The organism is Rhodococcus sp. MS16 (assembly GCF_013277795.1).
In the GTDB taxonomy this organism is placed as follows: Bacteria; Actinomycetota; Actinomycetes; order Mycobacteriales; family Mycobacteriaceae; genus Rhodococcus_F; species Rhodococcus_F globerula.
Genome location: NZ_VBTM01000004.1, coordinates 258,944 through 280,484, shown reverse-complemented (window position 1 = coordinate 280,484; position 21,541 = coordinate 258,944). Strand labels below are relative to the sequence as shown.

The 21,541-nt window shown below is 62.2% G+C and carries 23 protein-coding genes and 1 tRNA gene; 8 read left to right on the top strand and 16 right to left on the bottom strand.

Features of this window, described 5'->3' with window-relative positions:
• Positions 1 to 7: 7 nt before the first annotated feature.
• On the bottom strand, positions 8 to 574 hold the full coding sequence (locus tag FEZ60_RS10810; protein WP_033231102.1) for an NAD(P)H-dependent oxidoreductase: 567 nt from the start codon (positions 572 to 574) through the stop codon (positions 8 to 10).
• Positions 575 to 681: 107 nt separating this feature from the next.
• On the opposite strand from FEZ60_RS10810, the gene FEZ60_RS10805 reads away from it, so the two are divergent.
• The gene (locus FEZ60_RS10805; protein ID WP_033231103.1) at positions 682 to 1,281 is read left to right on the top strand and encodes a TetR/AcrR family transcriptional regulator; all 600 of its coding nucleotides are present in this window, start codon (positions 682 to 684) and stop codon (positions 1,279 to 1,281) included.
• Between the two features lie 36 nt (positions 1,282 to 1,317).
• On the top strand, positions 1,318 to 2,097 hold the full coding sequence (locus FEZ60_RS10800) for an META domain-containing protein (protein WP_172936088.1): 780 nt from the start codon (positions 1,318 to 1,320) through the stop codon (positions 2,095 to 2,097).
• 15 nt (positions 2,098 to 2,112) lie between these two features.
• Here FEZ60_RS10800 and FEZ60_RS10795 read toward each other — a convergent pair whose 3' ends face one another.
• Positions 2,113 to 2,667 carry a nucleosidase gene (locus FEZ60_RS10795; protein WP_045070428.1) on the bottom strand — a complete coding sequence of 185 codons (555 nt, stop codon included), beginning with the start codon at positions 2,665 to 2,667 and terminating at the stop codon, positions 2,113 to 2,115.
• 33 nt (positions 2,668 to 2,700) lie between these two features.
• On the opposite strand from FEZ60_RS10795, the gene nadE reads away from it, so the two are divergent.
• Positions 2,701 to 3,525 carry an ammonia-dependent NAD(+) synthetase gene (gene nadE, locus FEZ60_RS10790; RefSeq protein WP_045070429.1) on the top strand — a complete coding sequence of 275 codons (825 nt, stop codon included), beginning with the start codon at positions 2,701 to 2,703 and terminating at the stop codon, positions 3,523 to 3,525.
• A gap of 78 nt (positions 3,526 to 3,603) precedes the next feature.
• Here the strand turns inward: nadE and FEZ60_RS10785 are convergent, their stop codons facing one another.
• The 3 genes from FEZ60_RS10785 to moaA form a co-directional block, all read right to left on the bottom strand.
• Positions 3,604 to 4,368 (bottom strand): hypothetical protein, encoded by a 765-nt coding sequence (locus tag FEZ60_RS10785; protein WP_172936087.1) that lies wholly within the window; start codon positions 4,366 to 4,368, stop codon positions 3,604 to 3,606.
• A 364-nt stretch (positions 4,369 to 4,732) separates the two neighbouring features.
• Positions 4,733 to 4,972 carry a MoaD/ThiS family protein gene (locus FEZ60_RS10780; RefSeq protein ID WP_033231481.1) on the bottom strand — a complete coding sequence of 80 codons (240 nt, stop codon included), beginning with the start codon at positions 4,970 to 4,972 and terminating at the stop codon, positions 4,733 to 4,735.
• Positions 4,973 to 4,982: 10 nt separating this feature from the next.
• The gene (gene moaA / locus FEZ60_RS10775; RefSeq protein WP_045071132.1) at positions 4,983 to 6,056 is read right to left on the bottom strand and encodes a GTP 3',8-cyclase MoaA; all 1,074 of its coding nucleotides are present in this window, start codon (positions 6,054 to 6,056) and stop codon (positions 4,983 to 4,985) included.
• A 117-nt stretch (positions 6,057 to 6,173) separates the two neighbouring features.
• Between moaA and glp the strand changes: the two genes are divergently transcribed.
• The 4 genes from glp to FEZ60_RS10755 all read left to right on the top strand — a co-directional run bounded on the left by glp (position 6,174) and on the right by FEZ60_RS10755 (position 10,468).
• Positions 6,174 to 7,373 carry a gephyrin-like molybdotransferase Glp gene (glp, locus tag FEZ60_RS10770; RefSeq protein ID WP_172936086.1) on the top strand — a complete coding sequence of 400 codons (1,200 nt, stop codon included), beginning with the start codon at positions 6,174 to 6,176 and terminating at the stop codon, positions 7,371 to 7,373.
• 49 nt (positions 7,374 to 7,422) lie between these two features.
• A complete protein-coding gene (gene moaCB / locus FEZ60_RS10765) occupies positions 7,423 to 8,415 on the top strand; it encodes a bifunctional molybdenum cofactor biosynthesis protein MoaC/MoaB (protein ID WP_172936085.1) in 993 nt (330 codons plus the stop codon).
• On the top strand, positions 8,408 to 8,821 hold the full coding sequence (locus FEZ60_RS10760) for a molybdenum cofactor biosynthesis protein MoaE (RefSeq protein ID WP_033231110.1): 414 nt from the start codon (positions 8,408 to 8,410) through the stop codon (positions 8,819 to 8,821). Before moaCB ends, FEZ60_RS10760 begins: the two co-directional genes overlap by 8 nt.
• Positions 8,822 to 9,055: 234 nt before the next feature.
• The gene (locus FEZ60_RS10755; RefSeq protein WP_033231111.1) at positions 9,056 to 10,468 is read left to right on the top strand and encodes a DEAD/DEAH box helicase; all 1,413 of its coding nucleotides are present in this window, start codon (positions 9,056 to 9,058) and stop codon (positions 10,466 to 10,468) included.
• Between the two features lie 15 nt (positions 10,469 to 10,483).
• Here the strand turns inward: FEZ60_RS10755 and bluB are convergent, their stop codons facing one another.
• From bluB to FEZ60_RS10740, 3 genes are read right to left on the bottom strand one after another with little or no spacing between them, the layout of a single operon-like run.
• Positions 10,484 to 11,113, bottom strand: a complete 630-nt coding sequence (bluB, locus tag FEZ60_RS10750) for a 5,6-dimethylbenzimidazole synthase (RefSeq protein ID WP_033231112.1) — start codon at positions 11,111 to 11,113, stop codon at positions 10,484 to 10,486.
• Positions 11,110 to 12,132, bottom strand: coding sequence for a GTP-binding protein (locus tag FEZ60_RS10745; protein WP_116101519.1), 1,023 nt, complete (start codon positions 12,130 to 12,132; stop codon positions 11,110 to 11,112). The genes bluB and FEZ60_RS10745 overlap by 4 nt, the downstream gene beginning before the upstream one ends.
• A 34-nt stretch (positions 12,133 to 12,166) precedes the next feature.
• Positions 12,167 to 12,793, bottom strand: a complete 627-nt coding sequence (locus FEZ60_RS10740; RefSeq protein WP_045070442.1) for a lipocalin family protein — start codon at positions 12,791 to 12,793, stop codon at positions 12,167 to 12,169.
• A gap of 163 nt (positions 12,794 to 12,956) precedes the next feature.
• Here FEZ60_RS10740 and FEZ60_RS10735 point away from each other — a divergent pair, with 163 nt between their 5' ends.
• Positions 12,957 to 15,491 (top strand): alpha/beta fold hydrolase, encoded by a 2,535-nt coding sequence (locus tag FEZ60_RS10735; protein ID WP_033231115.1) that lies wholly within the window; start codon positions 12,957 to 12,959, stop codon positions 15,489 to 15,491.
• 55 nt (positions 15,492 to 15,546) lie between these two features.
• On the opposite strand, the gene FEZ60_RS10730 is transcribed toward FEZ60_RS10735, so the two are convergent.
• The 8 genes from FEZ60_RS10730 to FEZ60_RS10695 form a co-directional block, all read right to left on the bottom strand.
• Positions 15,547 to 15,622, bottom strand: a tRNA-Ala gene (locus FEZ60_RS10730).
• 138 nt (positions 15,623 to 15,760) lie between these two features.
• Positions 15,761 to 16,498 (bottom strand): DsbA family protein, encoded by a 738-nt coding sequence (locus FEZ60_RS10725; RefSeq protein WP_033231116.1) that lies wholly within the window; start codon positions 16,496 to 16,498, stop codon positions 15,761 to 15,763.
• Between the two features lie 60 nt (positions 16,499 to 16,558).
• Positions 16,559 to 17,047, bottom strand: coding sequence for a MauE/DoxX family redox-associated membrane protein (locus FEZ60_RS10720; RefSeq protein WP_033231117.1), 489 nt, complete (start codon positions 17,045 to 17,047; stop codon positions 16,559 to 16,561).
• 9 nt (positions 17,048 to 17,056) lie between these two features.
• Positions 17,057 to 18,268: an MFS transporter gene (locus tag FEZ60_RS10715; RefSeq protein WP_045070444.1), complete on the bottom strand. Its 1,212-nt coding sequence runs from the start codon at positions 18,266 to 18,268 to the stop codon at positions 17,057 to 17,059.
• 42 nt (positions 18,269 to 18,310) lie between these two features.
• Entirely contained in the window at positions 18,311 to 19,948 is a 1,638-nt protein-coding gene (pgm, locus tag FEZ60_RS10710; RefSeq protein WP_045070447.1) for a phosphoglucomutase (alpha-D-glucose-1,6-bisphosphate-dependent), read from the bottom strand.
• Between the two features lie 56 nt (positions 19,949 to 20,004).
• Positions 20,005 to 20,349 carry a fluoride efflux transporter CrcB gene (gene crcB / locus FEZ60_RS10705; RefSeq protein ID WP_033231120.1) on the bottom strand — a complete coding sequence of 115 codons (345 nt, stop codon included), beginning with the start codon at positions 20,347 to 20,349 and terminating at the stop codon, positions 20,005 to 20,007.
• Complete coding sequence (locus FEZ60_RS10700; protein ID WP_116101523.1) at positions 20,346 to 20,723, bottom strand: CrcB family protein; 378 nt, start codon at positions 20,721 to 20,723, stop codon at positions 20,346 to 20,348. Before FEZ60_RS10700 ends, crcB begins: the two co-directional genes overlap by 4 nt.
• A gap of 62 nt (positions 20,724 to 20,785) precedes the next feature.
• Complete coding sequence (locus tag FEZ60_RS10695) at positions 20,786 to 21,541, bottom strand: DUF1295 domain-containing protein (protein WP_242484564.1); 756 nt, start codon at positions 21,539 to 21,541, stop codon at positions 20,786 to 20,788.

Here is a 21,541-nt window from a genome sequence, read left to right as displayed (position 1 = left end):
GTACAGATTATGCGTTGACGAGCGTCTTCGTGGCGTCGACCAGGTCTGCGACAACCTTGGACACCTGTGCGACAACCTCAGCGTTCTCGCGTGCGTGCGAGGTGCCGAACTTGTCGAACGTGCTTGCCACCGCAAGAGCGGAATCGCTGAGCACGTTGCCGCCGGCAATGCCGACAGCCTTGACCGTGTCGTCGTTGGCCCACTTCGCACCGTTGCCGCTGGGCGATGCGCTGATGACTGCAACCGGCTTGCCGGAGACAGCACCTGCGCCGTAGGGACGCGAGATCCAGTCGATGGCGTTCTTGAGGACAGCGGGGATGGTGCCGTTGTACTCGGGGGTGACGAGCAGGAAGGCGTCGGCATTGCCGGCTGCGGCCCGCAGGGCGTCGACTGCGGGGATCGATGCACCTTCGACGTCGAGGTCTTCGTTGTAGAAGGGAACGTCGGCGAGGCCTTCGAAGATCGTCAGGGCAGCACCCTCCGGCGCAGCGGACACTGCAGTCTCGGCGAGCTGACGGTTGACGGATCCGGCGCGCAGGCTTCCGACGAGAACGAGAACATTGCTCTGTGACATTGGGTGATTCCTTCGAGATTGGTGCGGTGGGCGGCTCTGGTTGAAAGTTATACCCTCTAAACGGACCACGGTCCACTTATATTCCGCAGCCATGTAACCTCGACCGGGTGAGCGCAATCCCCCTACCCCAGATCGGCGCGCAACCGGCCGAGCGCGGCGACGCCGCACGTAACCGGGCACTTCTGCTCGACGCCGCAGCGCTGCTCGTGGCCGAACGCGGAGTCGACGCCGTCACCATGGACGCCGTCGCGTGCCGCGCAGGTGTGGGCAAGGGCACAGTCTTTCGCCGCTTCGGCAGTCGTGCCGGATTGATGCAAGCACTCCTGGACCACACCGAGCGAGAGTTGCAGCACGCCTTCATGTTCGGTCCGCCGCCACTGGGGCCTGGCGCGCCGCCGATAGACCGACTGGTCGCCTTCGGTCGCGCCCGCATCGCCATGGTCGAGGTCCAGGGCGACGTTCTCCGCGCTGCCGAGAACGCGCCGGAGTTTCGCTTCGGTGGCCCGGCCCGCTCGCTGAGCATCGCGCACGTGATCAGTTTGCTCCGCACGGCCGGCGTCGAGGGCGATCTGGAACTTCTCGCCTCGGCACTATTGGCGCCACTCGAAGCGTCGTTGGTTCTGTACCAGGTTCGCGACCTCGGGATGACGACGGAAAGACTCGCTGACGGTTGGGAAAATCTTGCCCGGCGCGTTACTCGATGTTGAAGACCTCGAACACATTCCAGCGCCTAGTCTGAGCCAATGCGCATCGCAGCCGCCGTCCTCGGCCTCCTCGCCATCGCAGCCGTCAGCGGCTGTTCCAGCAACTCGGAAACACCGGACTCGGTCGCCGATCCCGCAGGGCGGGTATTCATCTCCACCCAGGTGGACGGAACCCCGATTCCCGGCGGCGGCCCGCTGTCCCTCGACTTCACGACGCCCGGCCTGGTGGCGGCGACTGCCGGCTGCAATACAGCGAGCGGCGCAGTCGAATTCACGGACGGCAAGATCGCCACCGACACGATGGCCTCGACGATGATGGCGTGTGAGCCCACCGTCATGGAATCCGATGCTTGGGTGACAACGCTCCTTTCCGCGCAGCCGTCCTGGACACTGTCCGGTGACACGCTCACGCTCACCACCGACACGATCACCGTCACGCTGGCCGACAAGAAGGTCGTCGACCCGGACCGTCCTGTTCAGGGCACTGCCTGGACCGTGACGTCGCTCATCACTCCCGACGCCGTCACATCCAGCCTGGCACTCGAAACCTCGGCGCCGGAACTCACGATCGCCGCCGACGGATCGGTTACCGGCAGCACCGGATGCAACCGCATGATGGGCTCGGCAACGGTCACCGACACCACCATCACCTTCGCCCCGATGGGAACCACGAGGATGGCGTGCGAGCCAGAAGTTGCCGACATCGAACGGCACGTCCTGACAGTGCTCGACGGTGAGGTCACCGTCGCCGTCGACGCCGCAACCATGACGCTCCGCAAGCCCGACGGCAACGGCTTGATCCTGACAGCCCAGGCTTGATCGAACGAGTCCGACTCAGACGTTCTCGGCCAGCCAGCGCCCCAATTCGCGGGCGCTGGCATCGATTTGGGCCGGCCAGTCCAGAGCGGAATCGTCAGCCTGATCGCTCACATGCTTGACCAACCGGCACCGAGCACCGGCGGCCCGCGCCGCGTAGGCGACCGCAAAACCTTCCATGTCCACCAGATCGGCCCGCTGCGCGAGCGCATCCCGGACGGCCGCGTCGGAGACAAACGCGTCGCCGGTGGCCAGAACCGAATCGTCGCCGTCGACTAAGGCCAGTCGATCCACAACCTCGTGGCCGAACGATCTGATCGCCGCACTGCTGATGTCGTGATTGATCACGACACCCGGCACGAACAACCCGCCGTGATGCACGTGCAGCGCGCCTGCAGTGCCGATATTGACGACCAACGGCAACTCTCCGGGAAGAAACCGTGCCAGCGCCGACGCGACTGCCGTTGCCGCACTGACCTTTCCGATACCGGTGATCACCAACTCGAACTCCTGCGGAACGTACGCCGCCTCCGCCTTGGTTGCGCTGACCACCAGAACTTTCTTCGCACTCATGCGCGAGACGATACCGGTCGCTAAAGTTCCCTCATGGCCACATTGCGCGAGAGCATCATCGACGAACTAGGCGCGAAGCCGTCCATCGAGCCGGCGGCCGAAGTCCGCACCCGGGTTCAGTTCCTGAAGGACTATCTGCTGTCCACTCCTGCCAAGGGATACGTGCTGGGCATCAGCGGCGGGCAGGACAGCACACTGACCGGTGCGCTCGCTCAGCGCGCGGTGACAGAACTGCGTGAGGAGGGCCACGACGCCGAGTTCGTTGCCGTTCGATTGCCGTACGGCGAGCAGGCCGACGAGTCCGACGCGCAGATCGCGCTCGGTTTCATCAAGCCCGACCGCAGCCTGACCGTCAACGTCAAGCCAGGAGCCGACGCCACAGCCCGTGAAGCTTCCGAGGCCCTAGGCGACGGTGAACTGCGAGACTTCGTGCGCGGCAACATCAAAGCTCGGGAGCGCATGATGATCCAGTACGCCATCGCCGGCCAATTGGGGTACATCGTGATCGGCACCGATCACGCTGCCGAGGCCATCACGGGATTCTTCACCAAGTTCGGCGACGGCGGAGTCGACATCACACCGCTGACCGGCCTGAGCAAGAGGCAGGGCGCCGCACTGTTGCAGGAACTGGGCGCGCCCGAGAGCACGTGGCGCAAAGTGCCCACCGCAGACCTCGAAGACGACCGCCCCGCCCTCCCCGACGAGGTGGCGCTTGGCCTTACCTACGCCCAGATCGACGACTACCTCGAAGGCAAGGACGTCTCCACGGAGGTATCCGACAAACTCGAGAAGATGTACTTGAACACCCGTCACAAGCGGACCGTTCCGGTTACCCCGCTCGACACCTGGTGGCGCTAGCCGGCCAGGCCCCACCTACATGCACGCGGCGCCCACCTTCCGAGAGGAAGGTGGGCGCCGTGCTTCGTTCTGCTGTTATCAGCTGGCCGAGAGGCTGCCGAAGATGTTGCCCAGGCTGCCGAACGGGCCGGCAGGCTCGTCCTTCAGCGCGAAGTTGGTGGTGCAACCGTTGAACTTCACGGCGTCGACGTGGGTCAGCCCGGCATCGGCGCGACCGATACTGACGCCGTAATGCTCAACCGTAGCGTCGGGGTTTGCTGCGGCGATTGCCGCGAGGTCCGTCGGAACGTTCTTAGGGGCACCGCCGATGTCACGGGTACTGATCCACTTGCCGTTCTGGATGTTGGTGTGTGCTCCGCCGTTGGTGGTGTCAACGGAGTCGTTTCCGTTTGCTACCCAGTACACGGTCGCAAATCCATTGTCAGCCGGGTTCGTGGTGCCGCTCAGACGCAGCTGGAACGATGCCTGTGAACTGGCTGCCTTCTCCGCGAAGCCGATCTCCGTCTTGACGGCGTCAGAGAGCTTGATCGAGCCGGCGGAGTGGTACGACACCGAACGGTTGTCAGGCGAGGGTGCGGTGATCTCCAGCTTCAGTGAACCATCCGTATCGAGGACATCGGTGTCCGAGTAGAAGGCAACCTGCTTCTTCTCGTCGTCGAACGGAATGCCCCAGCCATTGGGGGTTGTCTCGGTCGACAGTGCCGAGCAGGTGAAGCCTGCGGCGGGGGCATCGGAAGAACCGAGTGAGCCGGTGGTCGCTCCGGCAAGTGCCGGAGCCGTCAGCGCTGCTGCGCCGACGAGAGCAAAAGCGAAACCGAGACGACGTGTGGAATTGCGGGACATGTAAGTACCTTTCACCATTCACGGGGGGAATTACGACAAAAGGTAACACATGAATTTGGCGAAAATTCTGACTCGGAAAATCCCTTGTCATTCATGTGAATGACGCATCTACCTGGATACCAAAAATGTTACATCCCCCAAAAGTATGAGTTCAGTCAGACAATTCCGACTAATCAGAACGACAATCAAATGTCAGTCAAACACCGAGGTAAAATGCGCTGACCAGCACAACGAAGCTGCGTCGCAAATCGGATCAACACGTCATACCGGGCCTCTTAGGACATCCGATCTCATCATTTAGGTCGGTACCTGTCAGCGACAGTAAACCGCAAAAGAATTTTGAGGTTTATTTTGATCGACAGCTCTAGCCGCCCGCGAAAGGCGGCAAAATGTCTACCGCAGGCCCCGCGACGCGACCGGTATCACGCGTCAATTCCTCGCCGACGAGATACGCAGAAACGGACAAAACGCGCTTCATGTCGGGGCCGTATTTGTCAGACAGAACAGCAACAAGATCAGCGAGCGTGCTTGAATGCGGCAGCGCGAGTGTCTCGCTACGACACCCCGACGCGTCTGCGGCTGCAGCGAAGTATCGAACCGACATCGATTCCGAATCAGCCACCGATTGCACCCATACTTCTCTCCGGCGGCACAAAGCCTTCTGCCGCAATCCCATGACCTGCCCACTTGTTCCACATTGCGCCCCGCCACAGATCAGCGATCTCATCGTCACCGCCGCCTGAACGCAGTGCTGCTCGCAGGTCCACTTCACGATCGCTGAACAGACATGACCGAATAGTTCCCTCGGCTGTCATACGTGTCCGATCGCAGTCGGCGCAAAAAGATCGAGTCACCGAAGCGATAATTCCCACCGTCGCCGGACCGCCGTCGATTTTCCATTCCTCGGCCGGCGCACTGGGGTCGTCACGCCCGATCGCGGTCAAAGTGAATCGAGTGCCCAATACGGTGAGAAGTTCCTCGGCGGTCACCATGTTCTCTCGCGCCCACGTGTGATCGGCGTCGAGGGGCATCTGCTCGATGAATCGCAATTCCACGCCGGCGTCCACGCACCAGTGGAGAAGCTCCGCCGCCCCGCTCAACGTCTCACGCATAAGAACGGCGTTCACTTTCAGTGGAGCCAGACCTACTCGCGCCGCAGCGTGAATTCCCGCTAACACCGACGGCAGTCTGTCGCGGCGCGTCAGTTCTGCAAAATGCGCGCGATCCACTGAATCCAAAGAGACATTGACGCGGGTCAATCCGGCTGCCGCTAATTGCTGCGCGCGGTGTTCCAATCCGACGGCATTAGTAGTCATTGCCAAAGGAATTCCGGGAACACGCTCAGCACAGCCGGAGATAATCTTCTCGAGATCTTTGCGCATCAACGGTTCGCCGCCGGTAAAACGAACTTCTCGAATGCCGAGACGATCTACTCCGATACCTACAACGCGAACAATCTCTTCGGTGGACAACAGATCTTCAGTGGGAATGACCGGCAGGCCTTCCTCGGGCATGCAATACGTACAACGCAGTGAACACTTTTCGGTGATCGAGATTCGCAAGTCACGGGCAACGCGCCCGAACTTGTCGATCAATACGTCGGTGTCGGGCCGGCCCGTCATCGACGCGGGATTGCCACGGACAGAATTGCTCCGGACAGTGGGGATCCCCACCACCACCGGAGTCATCGCTGCACCAGGTTCCACATCACTCCAGTATGGCGCAGCGGGCAACGGGAAGTGTCACTCGTATCACTCGACCTGGAACCAGACCATCTAGAATCGGACCATGTCGAGGCTATCGCTGTGAGCGCACGTTCCGTCGAAGACCATCAAGAGCACGTATCCGGATTGCTGGCCGGGTTGCACACTTTGGCACCCACCGCCCTGCCCCTCACCGAGGCGCTGGGGTCGATAGTCTCGGCGGACGTCACCTCCCCTGTCGATCTTCCTCTGTTCCGCAATTCGCAAATGGACGGCTACGCCGTCGACGCCGAGTCCGTACGCAACACGCCCGTCACACTCGCTGTGCGAGGAGTTCTCGCAGCGGGTAGTGGCACTCCCCCGAAACATCTCGCGGGCTCGGCATTTCGGATCATGACCGGCGCGCCCATGCCCGAAGGCGCAGACACCGTCGTCCCGGTCGAAGACACCATCGGCGACTCGAAGCACGCCGTCACGATCAACCGTGGACGCGCCGCCGGAGAGTTCGTCCGTGAACGCGGAAGCGACATCACGGCTGGCATGCTCCTGGTTCGAGAAGGCACTCGCCTGGAACCGCGGCACATCGCGGCACTCGCGGCCGTTGGCGCAGCAACTGTCATCACATACACACCGCCACGGGTCGCCGTCATCACTACTGGCGCCGAATTGAAAAGCGCAGGAACACAACTCAACCCCGGCGAGATCTACGACTCCAACGGGCCCGCCCTGGCGAGCTTGGCCCGCGCCAACGGGGCCGACGTCGTATCCATCGCCCGCAGCACCGACGATCCGGATGTGTTCCGCGAATTACTCTCGTACGCAACATCTGTCGCAGACCTTGTCTTCACCTCCGGCGGTGTGTCCATGGGCGACTTCGAGGTCGTGAAGGAAACGCTGCAACCCCTCGGTGCTGCGTTCGGTCACGTCGCGATGCAGCCGGGCGGCCCGCAGGGCTCAGCCGTGGTCAACGAGGTTCCGATACTGAGCTTCCCAGGAAACCCGGTGAGCACAATGGTGTCGTTCGAAGTGTTTGCACGCAAGAACATCAGACGCGCCGCCGGACTGCCACCCATCGCATCCGAACGTCGCCCCTTGACTGCCGCGCTGCGATCAATCCCCGGCAAGCGCCAGTTCCTCCGCGGACGACGCTCCGGCGAGGGCGTCGAACCGGTGTCCGGCACCGGCTCCCATCTTGTTGCCATGATGGCCTGGGCGGACGTACTTCTCGACATTCCAGCCGACGTCACCGAACTTGATGCCGGAACACCGGTAAGCGTCATTCCGCTCTCTGCCTGGAACTGAAACGCTGCAACTGAAACGCTGCAACTGAAAAGGACGGTAAGGACTTTCAATGACCGAACTGACACACGTCGACGGCGAGGGCCGCGCCCGCATGGTCGACGTGAGCGCAAAAGCCGAGACGACGCGCATTGCGGTGGCCGCAGGTGAACTGGTCACCACTGCGGAGGTCATTCGCCTCGTCCGGGCCGACGGAATGCCCAAAGCCGATGTCCTCCCGACAGCAAGGATCGCCGGCATCGCGGGCGCAAAGAAGACGTCCGAGCTCATTCCGCTGTGTCATCAACTCGCGTTGTCGTCCGTCAAAGTGGAGTTCGGGTTCACCGAGACCTCGATCACCGTCGAAGCTACGGCCAAGACTCGCGGGCAGACGGGCGTCGAGATGGAGGCGCTGACAGCGGTTGCCGTGGCCGGGCTCACGTTGCACGACATGGTCAAAGCCATTGACCCCGCTGCCACCATGAACGGCGTCCGCCTGCTCACCAAAGACGGCGGTAAACGCGGACATTGGACGCGCGAGAGCGACCCGGCTCCTGAATCTGGCACTGCCCCAAACACATTCGACACCACGCGCACCGCGGCCGTCCTTGTCGCGTCTACCGGTGGCGCCGCCGGGACCCGCCCCGACACAACCGGCCCGGTCATCGAACAATGGCTCCGGGATCGCGATTTCGAAGTGCGCGGCCCACTGGTCTACGCCGACGCCGACATCGCCGCGGGCATCGACGACGCCAGAACCGGTTCCCCAGCCCTGATCATCAGCACCGGCGGAACCGGCGCTTCTCCCACTGATGCCACGCCCGAAGCGACGCTTGCCGTTCTCACCCGCGAACTACCGGGAATCGCGGAAGCGATCCGCACAAAGGGGCTCGAAAAGACCCCACACGCCTCGCTCAGCCGCGGAGTGGCAGGACTCACAGAGCGCACTGTCATCGTCAATCTGCCCGGATCTCCGGGCGGCGTGAAGGACGGACTTGCCGTCCTCGACCCCATCATCGATCACTTGCTCGCGCAGGTTGCAGGCGGAGGAATGCACGATGACTGAACTGCTCGCACGAATTTCCGAACATCCGATTCAAGCCGCCACCGTCGACGCTGCCGTCGCCGGACCGAAGAACGGCGCAGTTGTCGTCTTCACCGGCACGGTGCGCAATCATGATGGTGGCCAAGCTGTTTCAGCCCTCGAGTACCAGGCACACCCCGACGCCGAACGGTTTCTGCGCACCTGCTGCGAGGAAGTGTCGGCTTCTACCGGCCTACCCGTCGCAGCGATTCACCGCGTCGGACATCTCGAGATCGGCGACCACGCTTTGGTTGCCGCGGTCGCTGCCCCACATCGCGCGGAAGCGTTTGCAGCGTGCGCCGAACTGGTGGAACGAATCAAGGCCGAAGTGCCGATCTGGAAGCGTCAGCGCTTCGCCAGTGGCGTTTCCGAGTGGGTCGGGTTGTAGAGAAGCCGCGCGGTCCAGGTAGACTTAGCATCACTAGGTGTCCGAAAGTGGGCACCCAGCGTCGAAAGAACGCAACTTCAGTTCGCGAAGAGTGCTTAACGCACCCGCACTTCTTACGGCGAAGAAGCCTGCCGACCGGCAGCGCCGCCACCACTGTGCTTGATTGTCAGATACGGCTGTTTTGCCGTGTCGGCATCCGGGCACGCAAAGTGCCCCGAAAGGCTCTGAACACACTTGTCCGACACCTCGACTGTCACCACTACCGCTACCTTCGCTTCCCTCGGTGTACGTCCGCCGCTGGTCAAAGCACTCGAAGACGGCGGAATCACCTCCCCCTTCCCGATCCAGATCGACACCCTCCCCGACACTCTGTCGGGACGCGACGTCCTGGGCCGCGGAAAGACCGGCAGCGGTAAGACGCTTGCCTTCTCCATCCCCATGGTCTCGCGCCTCGCGGGTGAATTGGCCGGCGGCAAGCGTCGTCCGGGCCGCCCGCTCGGACTGGTTCTCGCGCCGACCCGCGAGCTCGCCACCCAGATCACCGCAACCCTCGAGCCGCTTGCCGCGGCCTACGACCTGCGCGTCACCACCATCTTCGGTGGCGTCTCGCAGCACCGTCAGGTCCAGGCACTCAAGGCCGGAGTCGACATCGTCGTCGCGTGCCCCGGTCGCCTCGAAGACCTCATGAAGCAGAAGTTCGTAAGCCTCGACGCCGTCGAGATCACGGTCCTCGACGAGGCCGACCACATGGCCGACCTCGGCTTCCTGCCCGTTGTCACCCGCATTCTCTCGTCCACTCCGGCCGACGGCCAGCGACTGCTGTTCTCCGCCACCCTGGACAACGGCGTCGACAAGCTCGTCAAGCGTTTCCTCAAGAACGAGGTCATGCATTCGGTAGACGAGGCCAACTCCCCCGTCGCCGCGATGACGCACCACGTGTTCGACGTCGACGGCGTCGAAGCGAAGAAGGCTCTGGTGGAGAAGCTGGCGTCCGGCACCGGCCGACGCATCCTCTTCATGCGCACCAAGCACCAGGCTCGTAAGTTGGCTCGCCAGCTCACCGAGTCGGGCATTCCGTCCGTCGACCTGCACGGCAACCTGTCGCAGGCTGCCCGCGATCGCAACCTTGCCGCGTTCTCCGCCGGCGAGGCTCGCGTTCTGGTTGCCACCGACGTTGCCGCTCGCGGCGTTCACGTCGACGACGTCGAGTTGGTTGTGCACGTCGATCCCCCGGCCGAGCACAAGGCGTACCTGCACCGCAGTGGCCGTACCGCTCGCGCCGGCAGCGCCGGTGACGTAGTCACCGTCGTCCTGCCCGAGCAGCGCAAGGATCTCGCGATCCTCATGCGCAAGGCAGCTATCAAGGTGACGCCCGTTCGATCGACTGCGAACTCCGAGCACGTCGTGAAGCTTGTCGGCGACATCGCACCGCATGTCACCCCCGCACCCAAGGCTCCGGTGGCACCGCAGGGCGGCGGCCGCGGATCTCGTCCGGCCCGTTCCGGTCAGGGCGGTCAGGCTCGTAGCGGCCAGGCACGTTCAGGTCAGGGCGGCCAGGCTCGCAGTGGCCAGGGTGGTCAGTCTCGTGGCGCGCGGTCCGGCGGCGCAGGCCGGGCCCGTACCGGTGGACGGCCCGCCGCCCGCTAACCGCGAGCGGACAACTCAATAGGTTTCGAAATGGACAGCGTCGGCCAATGGCCGGCGCTGTTTCCATCCGAAGCGCTCGAGATCCGGAACCTGTTGGAACTGAGTTACTTTCCCGATGCACAGCCAGGCAATGGGCCTCACCGGAGCCGGAATGTTCATCAGTTCGGTGAGGTATTCCTCGTCGTAGAACGACACCCACCCGATGCCGATGTCCTCGGCAACCGCGGCCAGCCATAGGTTTTGAATTGCGAGAACTGCAGAGAACAAGCCGGTGTCGTCGACCGTGTGACGGCCGAGAATGTTGGGGCCTCCGCGCGACGGGTCGTAGGTGACAACGATCCCGGTACCGCTTTCCGTGATCCCCTCGATCTTGATGGGGTCGAACGTCTCGCGCCGATCGTCAGGCAGAGACTGAGCAAAATTGACCCTCGCCTCCGCGACGTGCGCGGCAAATGTCGAGAGCGTGTCCGGATTGCGGACCACCACAAAATCCCACGGCTGCGTGTTCCCGACGCTCGGCGCCCGATGTGCCGCGTCGAGGATGCGCATCAGCACATCGTCCGGAATAACCTCACCGGAAAACTCTGCCCGCACGTCGCGCCGGCGCCGGATCGCTTCGTACACAGATACAGCTGATTCACTCACGCTCCGACGGTATAGCGGTGCAATCCCAGCATCGCATCGGGGTGCAACTCGACTCCCTCGACGCGTATGCACTCACTCAACGTGTCCCGGACGACCGCACTGTCCATGCCGCTGCCGATCACGACCAACTGTGTAGTCCGCGGCTCGCCGGCCTTCCACCGTAATGGTGTGATTCGCACGTGATCACCCACTGTCTGTACTTCGAATTTGCCTGTGTAACCCCGGATATCGAAGTTCACGAACCCCTTGATCCGGTACACACCGGCCGGTTGGTTCTCGAGAAATTTTGTGACGGCGCGCGCATCGAGCGCCGTGTCGGACACAAAATCGACTGCCTCGTAGTGGGTGTGAATGTGGTCGTGATGATCGTCGCGCAGCAGTTCGTCGAGGCTCATCTGCTGACCAGGTAACGGCTGCGGCGCGGCCGCGAAATCGAACAGCAGAGCTGGGTCCACGCGAGAGTGAGTCGTGTCCACAATCGGCGCTCGGGGGTTGAGCCCACGAATCACCTCCGTGAAGACCTCGCGTTCCGCAGAGTCGACGCAGTCGATCTTGTTCACGACGAGTAGATCCGCTAACCCGACGTGCTGATCGAGCTCGGGATGGGTGCTACGTGTCAATCGGAAGTTGGCCCCGTCGACTACAACAACCAGGCCGCCGTACACGACCCGCGGATTCTCGCTGCCCAGCACCAACCTGATCATGTTGCGCGGCTCCGCCAGCCCGCTGGCTTCGATGACGATGACGTCGATCTCGGATTGGCTGTGCGCCAACTTGTCGAGCATCTCGTCCATATCGGAGACATCGACCGCGCAGCACAGGCACCCGTTGCTCAGTGAGAGCGTCGAGTCGACTTGGCCGGCCACCATCATCGAATCGATGTTGACCGAGCCGAAGTCGTTGACGATGACCCCGATGCGCACACCGTTGTTGTTGTGCAGAAGGTGATTGAGGAGCGTCGTCTTTCCCGAACCCAGAAATCCTGCGACGACGATCACGGGAATCTGTTTTTTCACCAAGAAATCCTAGGCACCACGCAATCCTAGCGGGCCGTCAGATTGTGCAGAGCGGCTGAATCTCCTTCTTGCCTTCGGTTGTCGGTGACGTCACGATCGTGCATGCGTTGTACCCGCGACTCTCGGCAACTCGGCGTATCTCACTCCACCCCGCGGCATCGACTGCGGGTGAACGCGACAATACAAACCCGGACGTTCGAAGCGGGTCACCCACCAGTGCCCACGAGTAGTCGTCGGCAATGTAGGTGACGATGTAGTTGGGCGGCCCGTCCAGTCCGTCCTGAAAAGGTACGCCCGGGAAACTGACATGAAGTTGCGCTGCGGACTGCGTATCGGTAACCCGGGCATTACCGGCGATGCCGCTCTGGTCCCCAGCCCAGGTCGTGCACGTATTCTGCACGCTCACATTCGACGAGTCGAGCACCTCGTATCGCGCCCGGGTGTCCTTGGCGCACATCAGGTTGAACGGCTGAGGCACCGCTGCCAGCTGGTACCAGTCGCCGACGTAGCGTTCGACATCCAATTTTTCGACGGGTGCCAACGGCTGCCACAAGTCCCCCCACAAGTCCGCTGACATCGGAGCTGCCTGCGCCGGCATGGCCGTCATCGCCATACCGACACCCGCTCCGACTGCCGCAATCGCACATCTCCCCGACCACTTCATGTCATTGCCTTCCGTTCGTTTGTTTTCTCGCCTGACATTCGGAGCGGATGGTCCCGCGGATTGGTCGTATGGAAAACTACTTTTGGTTTGTTATAGACCTCGATACCCAACCTTCTGTAGTCTTTGCTAATAAGTAACTGATAGCTGGAACGGAGCGTCAGACATGAACGTGGTCGATCTAGGGCTCGAACGGACGCGGTATGCCGTCATCGACGAAACCATCGAATCGCGGTGGCGCCGCGTCACCTCTATGCAGCACGACACCGTTGCCGTCGTCACCCCACGGGATCAGATCACGTTCGCAGATCTCGAAGTCCGCGCAGACGCACTCGCGCGTGAACTCGATATTCGCGGGCCGCACGGCCGCTGTCCGGTAGCTGTCGAACTCGACCCCACCGCCGAGGCCGTTGTCCGCATCCTTGCCACACTGATCTCCGGTCGGCCACTCGTCATGATCGACCCGCAGCTGCCGCCGGCCAGGCGCGAGCACATCCTGTCCACGTCGGGCGCGGTCTCCATCGCGACAATCCTCGAACACGCCGCTGCCACTCCGTTCCGTTTCGGCAACGCACTCGAGTCACTGAGCTCCGATCCAGCCATGATCGCATTCACTTCCGGCACCAGCGGCGCACCCAAGGGAGTGGTGCTCAGCCATTCGATGTGTCTGAACAAGGCGGACGAACTTGCCGCCGCCATCGATCTCCGACCGGACGATCACATCGGGAACCTTCTGCCCGTCAGCTTCGGCGCGGGTATCACCGCACTCATCATGGGTTTGATGAGCGGTGTCACCGTGTATTGCTGGGACCCCCGCGTCGACGGCAGTTCCACCCTGGGCAGTTGGCTCCGCAGAAACTCGATCACCACAGCTCATTGCGCTCCGTCGTTCCTGCGGGCGTGGACGCAGCAGAATGCCGCCGAACCGGGCGCAGATCCCCAGAGTTCCCTACGCGTTGTCGTTACCTACGGCGAGGCTGTTCACGGCGACGACTACCAACGTCACCGTGATCGCGGGTTCGCGGACGTGACCTATGTCAACTGGATGGCAACCACGGAAACGGGGGTCGTCGCCTACAACGTCTTTCCTCCCGCAGCCACGTTCCCGGCGGGCATCGTCCCCGCCGGTCGAGCACGTGACGGGAAGGAAGTCCGGATAGTCGATTCCGAGGGCAACCAGCTGCCCGACGGCGAGATCGGCGAAATCCATGTCATTTCCAGCGACTTGGCCGACGGTTATCACGGCGACCCGGAGCGGACAGCGCAACGATTCACACCGCTGGGCGACGGCATCAGCCTGTATCGCACCGGCGACCGCGGATGCATCGACAGGGACGGCGAACTGCAACTCAAAGGCCGACTCGACGATGCTGTGAAAATTCGTGGATACCTTGTCGAACCCACCGAAGTCGACGTCGCCGTCCGCGCGGTGGCCGGCGTCGTCGATGCGGCCGTGATCGTTCGGACCGAGAACGACCACCCAGAGCTCTGCGCATACGTCGTGAGTGATTCACAGCGAATTGCTCTGTCTCCCGCGGAGATTCGACGCGCGGTATCTCTGAGCCTGCCCGGCTGGATGGTTCCCCGCCACATCGTGATGCTGGCCTCGATTCCCCGCAACGAACGCGGAAAGATCGATCGCAACGCACTGCCGACACCGGCGCCGGTCGCTACCTCCACCTCCACCGCCACGCCGACTCTCGAGACCATCACCGAATTTCGGGTGGCCATCGTCTGGTCCAAGATCATCGGGATCGAATCACTCGACCGTGACGACGACTTCTTTGCCCTCGGCGCAGATTCACTCGCTGCCGCAGAAATGCTCGCCGCACTACGAGCCGCTGTACTGGTCACCGTCAGCGCCGCCCAGTTTGCCGGCGCCACCACCATCCGCGAACTCGCCGCGCTGGTCGACGCGATGCTGCGCAACAAGAAGCGTGACGAAGGCCGGGCATCTGTGCTTGTTCCCCTTGCCACGAGCGGTTCCCGAACTCCGCTCTTCCTGATCACCGGAGCCGGTGCGCCTGCACTGAGCTTTCTCGCGACGGTGCAGGCGATGTCCGGTGATCGACCTGTGTACGCGTTGCAAGCACACGGGATGGAATCTCGCGGGCTCCCCGATCGCACCGTTGCCAAGATGGCCGACCGATACATCCGTGAGATCAGGAAGGTCCGTCCGCACGGCCCGTATGTGCTCGGCGGCTACTCCCACGGCGGGTTTGTCACCCTCGAAATCGCGAATCGCCTCCACGCGGAAGGCGAGATCGTCGAACACGTTGTCATTCTGGACACTCGGTTGCGGGAGAACATGATCGGGCCGCGGCCTGACACCACTGAGCCGCCGGCTCCATCGGAATCCGGCGAGCCGGTGCTCAATGCCCGAGCCCGGACCTCGAAAACATCGGTTCTGGGTATCTGGCTCCGGTACCAAGTCGCGGGCATCATGCAGTTCGACCCGTCGATGCAGTGGTACCTCTTCTACCATCGCGGACTGGCGTCCCTGCGCAAGTACGCGCCAAGCCCGTATCGCGGTTCTGTTGTGGTCATCCGCGGCGACGACAACCGACAGGATGCACACGATTGGTCGGCCATCGCCACCGGCCAGATCACTTTCGAGGATGTAGCCGGATCGCACGAAGACATTCTGCGGGCCCCGTACGCCGTTGCTACGGGCGAGGCACTCGAGCGGGCATTGAGCTAACGGCCGAAAACGACAAAAAAGAGCAGGTCAGACATTTTGTCTGACCTGCTCTTTTTGGTGGAGCTAAGGGGACTCGAACCCCTGACCCCCACACTGCCAGTGTGGTGCGCTACCAGCTGCGCCATAGCCCCGTATTCAGTTCGAACTCGCAGGCGGTTGTTCTGCTTGCCGCTTGCTTGAAGAAAGTTACACCACTTGCGCGGTGAGCAACAAATCGCCTGGTCAAGCTGGTGCGACCGCTCCGGGTTTCAGAGCGGCCGCACACTGCTTCAGGAGGTGAACTGCGAAACCCAGTCACTGTTCTTGGTGCTGACGATCTTGCCGTCGGCGATAACCGTCGGGGTGCCCGTTCCGCCGGCTGCGGAGAGTGCCTCGCTGGCTGCAGCAGCATTGGCCGCAGCGGCCTCCACGTTGGCTCCAGAGGAGATGCACGTAGTAGCTGCATCCGATGCACCGGCTTCGCCGGCTATCCGAGCCAAATCGTCGTTGGTGTGATCACTCTTGCCGCCTTCAGACGGTTGGTTGTCCGGAGAGAAGAGTGTGGTGTGCAGATTCGAGTAGGCAATCGCGTCGCCGTCCTGCGCGACGCACAGCAATGCGGCGCCCGCGCGGGTGGAGTAATCACCGCTGCTCGATGCCCGGTTGAGGAAGTTGAGCATGTGATAGCGAACAGCAACGTCACCGGCGTCGATAGCTGCCGATACCGATTGGCCACTCAAGTGCTCGAGTGCAGCGCACGCCGGGCACAGCGGGTCTTCGAAGATGTCGAGAGTGGTACGTGCGTCCGGTTTTCCGATCAGCACGACGCCGTTGTCCTCCACGGTGACAACCACCTCGGAGTTCTGAACCGAGCCGTATCCGTCGTTTTGCACCTTGTTCTTGCTCGACTGCCACAGGACACCGCCGATGACGAGGGCTGCGATCACCAGGACCGCGATTCCACCGATGACATAAGTGGACCGACTCGACACCGGTTCCGGTTTGTACTTGTTGTTCTTGGCGCTCACGCTGATGCAGTCCTTCGTGCGTCGAAACGATTTTACCGAGGGGTTACCTTCCCCGGGTATTCACCTTGCCATTGAAGACTGTGCTTCAACTGAGAATGCGGTACGTGATCCCTGTCCCAATGCGAGCGGTGACCGTGGGAAGAAACACAACCACAGGGCCAATGCCAGGAATCCGATGTCGCGCAGGATCTCGCTGAGGTAGTCCCACGCGTCGACGTCGGCAGCTCCACCTCCCCCGAAACAGCCGCAGTCGATGGACAATCCGCGTGCCCAGACCGAGATGATCACGCTGATGAGCACAACCAGCATGAGAACCGACACTGCAGCCGACGCTCGTACGGCGAGGCCAACGAGCAGCAGTAATCCGAGAACGATCTCGACCAACGGCATCGCAATCGCCACGGGGCCGACCAGGCTCTCGGGCAACAATTGATACGCCCGGACGGCGATCTTCGTCTGAACGGGATCGAGGAATTTGATGCCACCCGAAATCAGCCACACGGCTGCCAAACCCAAGCGGGCCACAAGACTCACGATGCGAATAGCCACGAGCCGAGCCTACAGAGGGACTTCGGAACTGACTGTTTTCGCGGTCACAGCCTTCGCAGGCACCAGCAGCCAACCCACGCTCGCAATGATCACCACAGCTCCCATCGTCGCGAAGGCTGCCGAGTACGAGAAATGCTCAACCAGTAGTCCGGCGCAGATCGGCGCGACCACACCACCAACGTCGGACATCATCTGGAACACCGCCAGAACGGGACCACCGCGCGCCTTGGACCCGACGACGTCGGCAACCGCAGCCTGCTGCGACGGACTCATCAAACCGGAGCCCGCGCCCGTCACGGCAGCAATCAGGAAAAACGCCACCAAGTTGTGCGTGAATCCGATCGCCATCGTGCCGGCGCCGCAGACAACCAGCCCGGCAAGCACAAACGGTTTACGTCCGTACTTGTCCGAGAGCCGACCCGAGAAGGTCAGAACCAGCGCATTTCCGACCGCAAAAACTGCCAGCGCATATGCGGCCACCGAGTCTTCACGACCGAGAGCCTCAACGACAAAAAGCGGGACCATCGCGACACGGACGCCGAAAATGACACCACCGAATGCCAGATTCGAGCCCAGAGCAGCGCGATAGACCGGCGAACGTAGTCCCTCCGACAACGTCATCGGTGTGATTGACGCACCTTTGTCCGGCGACGCAAGATGTGAACCGCGCAGACTGAAGAAAACTACAGCGGCTGCGATGACCAGAGTTGCCGCATAGATGAGGAACGGCATCCGCAGGCCGAACTGCAGCAGCGCGCCGCCAAATATCGGACCGGTAATCGAGCCCATCAGGAAGCTCGTCGCATACAGACCGGATACGCGTCCCCGATGGTCGGGCGGCGACATCCGGATAAGCAAACCTAGCGCCGACACGGTGAACATGGTGGAACCGATACCACCGAGTGACCGGAACAACAGCAGCTGCCAGTACTCCTGCGCAAACGCGCACGCTCCGGTGGACAACGCGACGATCAACAGTCCCAGGATGTACACCGGGCGCTCGCCGAGTTTCTGCACCAAGGTGCCGCTCATCGGCGCAAACACCAAGCGCATGAATGCAAACGACGAAATGACGACTGTGGCGGCCGTAACCGATACATCGAAGCTGCGGGCGAATTGCGGTAGCGCCGGGGCAACGATGCCGAATCCGAGAGCGATGACGAAGCTGGCGGAAACCAGCACCCAGATTTCCTGTGGCAGCCTGGCTGCGCGAGTTTTCATGTCGCCCGGGATTCTAGCCGGGCGACACGAGTGGGCCGCGAGCTAGTTCGCGTTCAAGACACCTGACACCAAGTCCTTCGCTGCCGACTGAACCTGAGCCAGATGATCGGCGCCCTTCATCGACTCGGCATAAATCTTATACACGTCCTCGGTTCCCGACGGCCTGGCCGCAAACCACGCGTTCTCGGTAGTCACCTTCAATCCGCCGATCGCGGCGCCATTTCCGGGCGCTGCCGTCAGAGCCGCGGTGATCGGCTCCCCCGCCAGTTCCGTCGCGGTGACCTGCTCCGGTGACAGTTTTGCCAGTACCGCCTTCTGCGCGCGACTCGCGGGCGCGTCGATGCGGGCGTAGGCGGGGCTACCGAACTTCTCGGTCAACGCCGTGTAGTGCGCCGACGGCGTCTTGCCGGTCACCGCCGTGATCTCGGACGCGAGCAGCGCAAGAATGATGCCGTCCTTGTCCGTCGTCCACACCGAACCGTCGTGACGCAAGAAGGACGCTCCCGCGCTTTCCTCGCCGCCGAACCCGACCGAACCGTCGAGCAACCCGGGTACGAACCACTTGAAGCCGACGGGTACCTCCAGGAGTTCGCGTCCCAGTCCGTTCACAACGCGGTCGATCATCGACGAACTGACCAGGGTCTTCCCGACCTTCGTGCCTGCAGCCCACTGTGGGCGGTGAGCAAAGAGGTACTCGATGGCAACGGCCAGATAGTGATTGGGGTTCATCAAACCGCCGTCGGGGGTGACAATTCCGTGCCGATCGGAATCCGCGTCGTTGCCGGTGGCGATGTCGTAGCGATCCCGAATACCGATCAACGACGCCATCGCGTCAGGCGAGGAGCAATCCATGCGGATCTTGCCGTCGGTGTCGAGCGTCATGAATCGCCACGTCGGATCGACCAGAGGATTGACGACCTCGAGGTCGAGGTGATGAGTCTCGGCGATGGCTCCCCAGTAGTCGACACTCGCGCCGCCGAGCGGATCTGCGCCGATGCGGATACCCGCGTCGCGAATCGCGTCGAGGTTGAGCACCGACGGCAGGTCGTCGACGTAGTAGCGCAGGAAGTCGTACCGCTCGACCCTGGCCAGCGCCTGTTCCGTCGTGACGCGCCGGACGCCGGCCAGTCCGTCGCGGAGCAGTTGGTTGGCACGGTCCGCGATGACCGACGTGGCATCGGTATCAGCTGGGCCGCCGTGGGGCGGGTTGTACTTGAACCCACCGTCACGGGGCGGATTGTGCGAAGGCGTCACGACAATTCCGTCGGCCTTGGCCTCGGGCGCGGTGGAGTTGTATCGCAGAATCGCGTGACTCACAGCGGGTGTGGGGGTATAGGCGTCGCGCGAATCAACCAGCACCACTACGTCATTGGCAACAAGAACTTCGAGCGCAGACAGCCAGGCCGGCTCGGACAACGCGTGCGTGTCGCGGCCGATGAACAACGGCCCGTCAATGCGCTGCGATGCGCGGTACTCCACGATCGCCTGCGTCGTTGCCAGGATATGCGCTTCGTTGAACGCGCCGTCCAGACTGGAACCCCGATGCCCCGACGTCCCGAACAGCACCTGCTGCATCGGATCCTCAGGATCAGGTGTCCGTGTGTAATACGCGGAAACCAAGTGCGGAACGTCGATCAAATCCTGTGGTTGCGCCACCTGTCCTGCTCGTTCGTGCGCCACGAATCCCCCTAAGCCCGGTGGTCGACTACGCAGCCGACACGACTGCCGCTCATTCTCTACCCTGTGATCTGAATTCCCAACCAGGCGACGCTCAGCCCAACGACAAGACTGGCGATGATGTACACCAGCGACATCGCCGTCTGACGCTTGTCCAGCATGCCTACATTTTCGGTCGCAAACGTCGAGTACGTGGACAAACCGCCGCAGAACCCGGTTGCAAGCAAGGCCGCCATAGCGGTGGAGAGTGTTGCGCCGGTAAACAATCCGAGGAGAAAGCAACCCAGGACGTTAGCCGCGAATGTTGCTGCCGGAAATCCCCGGTATGTCGGGACGTATTTCGCGAGCAGGTACCTACCGGTCGCTCCGGCGCCTCCGCCGATCGCTACGAGGAGAACGGTCATACGTTCGCCCCCTCACTACGACGCATCCAGCGCTCGCCAAGGGCTCTGCCCCACGCTGCGGCCAAGATCGCCGGAATCAAAGTGCCGAGGACGTACAGAATAGATCGCATCGGACTTTCGGTAACCGCGTGAACCGCAAACGACGAGAACGTCGTGAAGCCACCGCAGAATCCCGTGCCCAAGAAGATGTACCAGACCTTGTCGTGAATCAGCAGTGCCGCAAGCACTCCGAGGATCAACGACCCCACGACATTGATCACGAGAGTAGTCCAGATATGGGGAAACCACTCGCCCAACCCGTATCTCGTCATCGCCCCGAGCGCACCACCGGCGGCCACCGCTCCGATAGCCGCCGGCAAGCCCAGTTCACTCATTCGCGCTCCTCACTCGCTCGAGCCAGATCTACTACTGAGCCAGACCCACTTCTGAGCCAGACCTACTTCGGCGGCTGCGGAATAAAGTAGCTCGTCCGCTCCTGGTACTCACGATAACCGGGGCGGTGCGCCATGTGCTGCTCGAGAAGTCGCGCGCCGGTCGCAAACACGAGAAAATATGTCATCGCAATCGGTGAGAGAACCGTCAACACTCCTGGCCATACCGATGCCGCGACGAGGAATATGCCCCACCACACGCAGGCGTCACCGAAGTAATTGGGATGACGCGTCCACGCCCACAGTCCCTGATCCATGATGTGCCCGCAACTGCCGGGATCGGATTTGAACTCGGCCATCTGACGATCGGCGACCGCCTCGAACGTCACACCGACCAGCCACAACACGATTCCCAGGAGTACCAACAGGTTGAACCCACCTGACGACACTGCGGAGACCTGAATCGGCAGCGACACAAACCACAGGGAGATACCTTGCGTCACATAGATTTTCCGTATCGCATACAGAGTTCGACTGCCGGACGCCTTTCCCAGCATCTGCTCGTACCGAGGGTCCTCGCCCTTACCGCGCGAGCGCACAGCCATGTGCCACGCCAATCGCAGGCCCCAGATGCCGACCAACGCGAGCATCAGTAGACGGCGCCACAGATCGCCCGCACCGACTACTGCCGATACTGCGGCAATGACGACAAAGCCCACACCCCAGGACACGTCGACAACATTGTGCCGGCCGATACGTATACCGATCGACGCCGTAACCGCCATCGTGACGACAACCGCCAGAAAGCTCGCGAACAACAT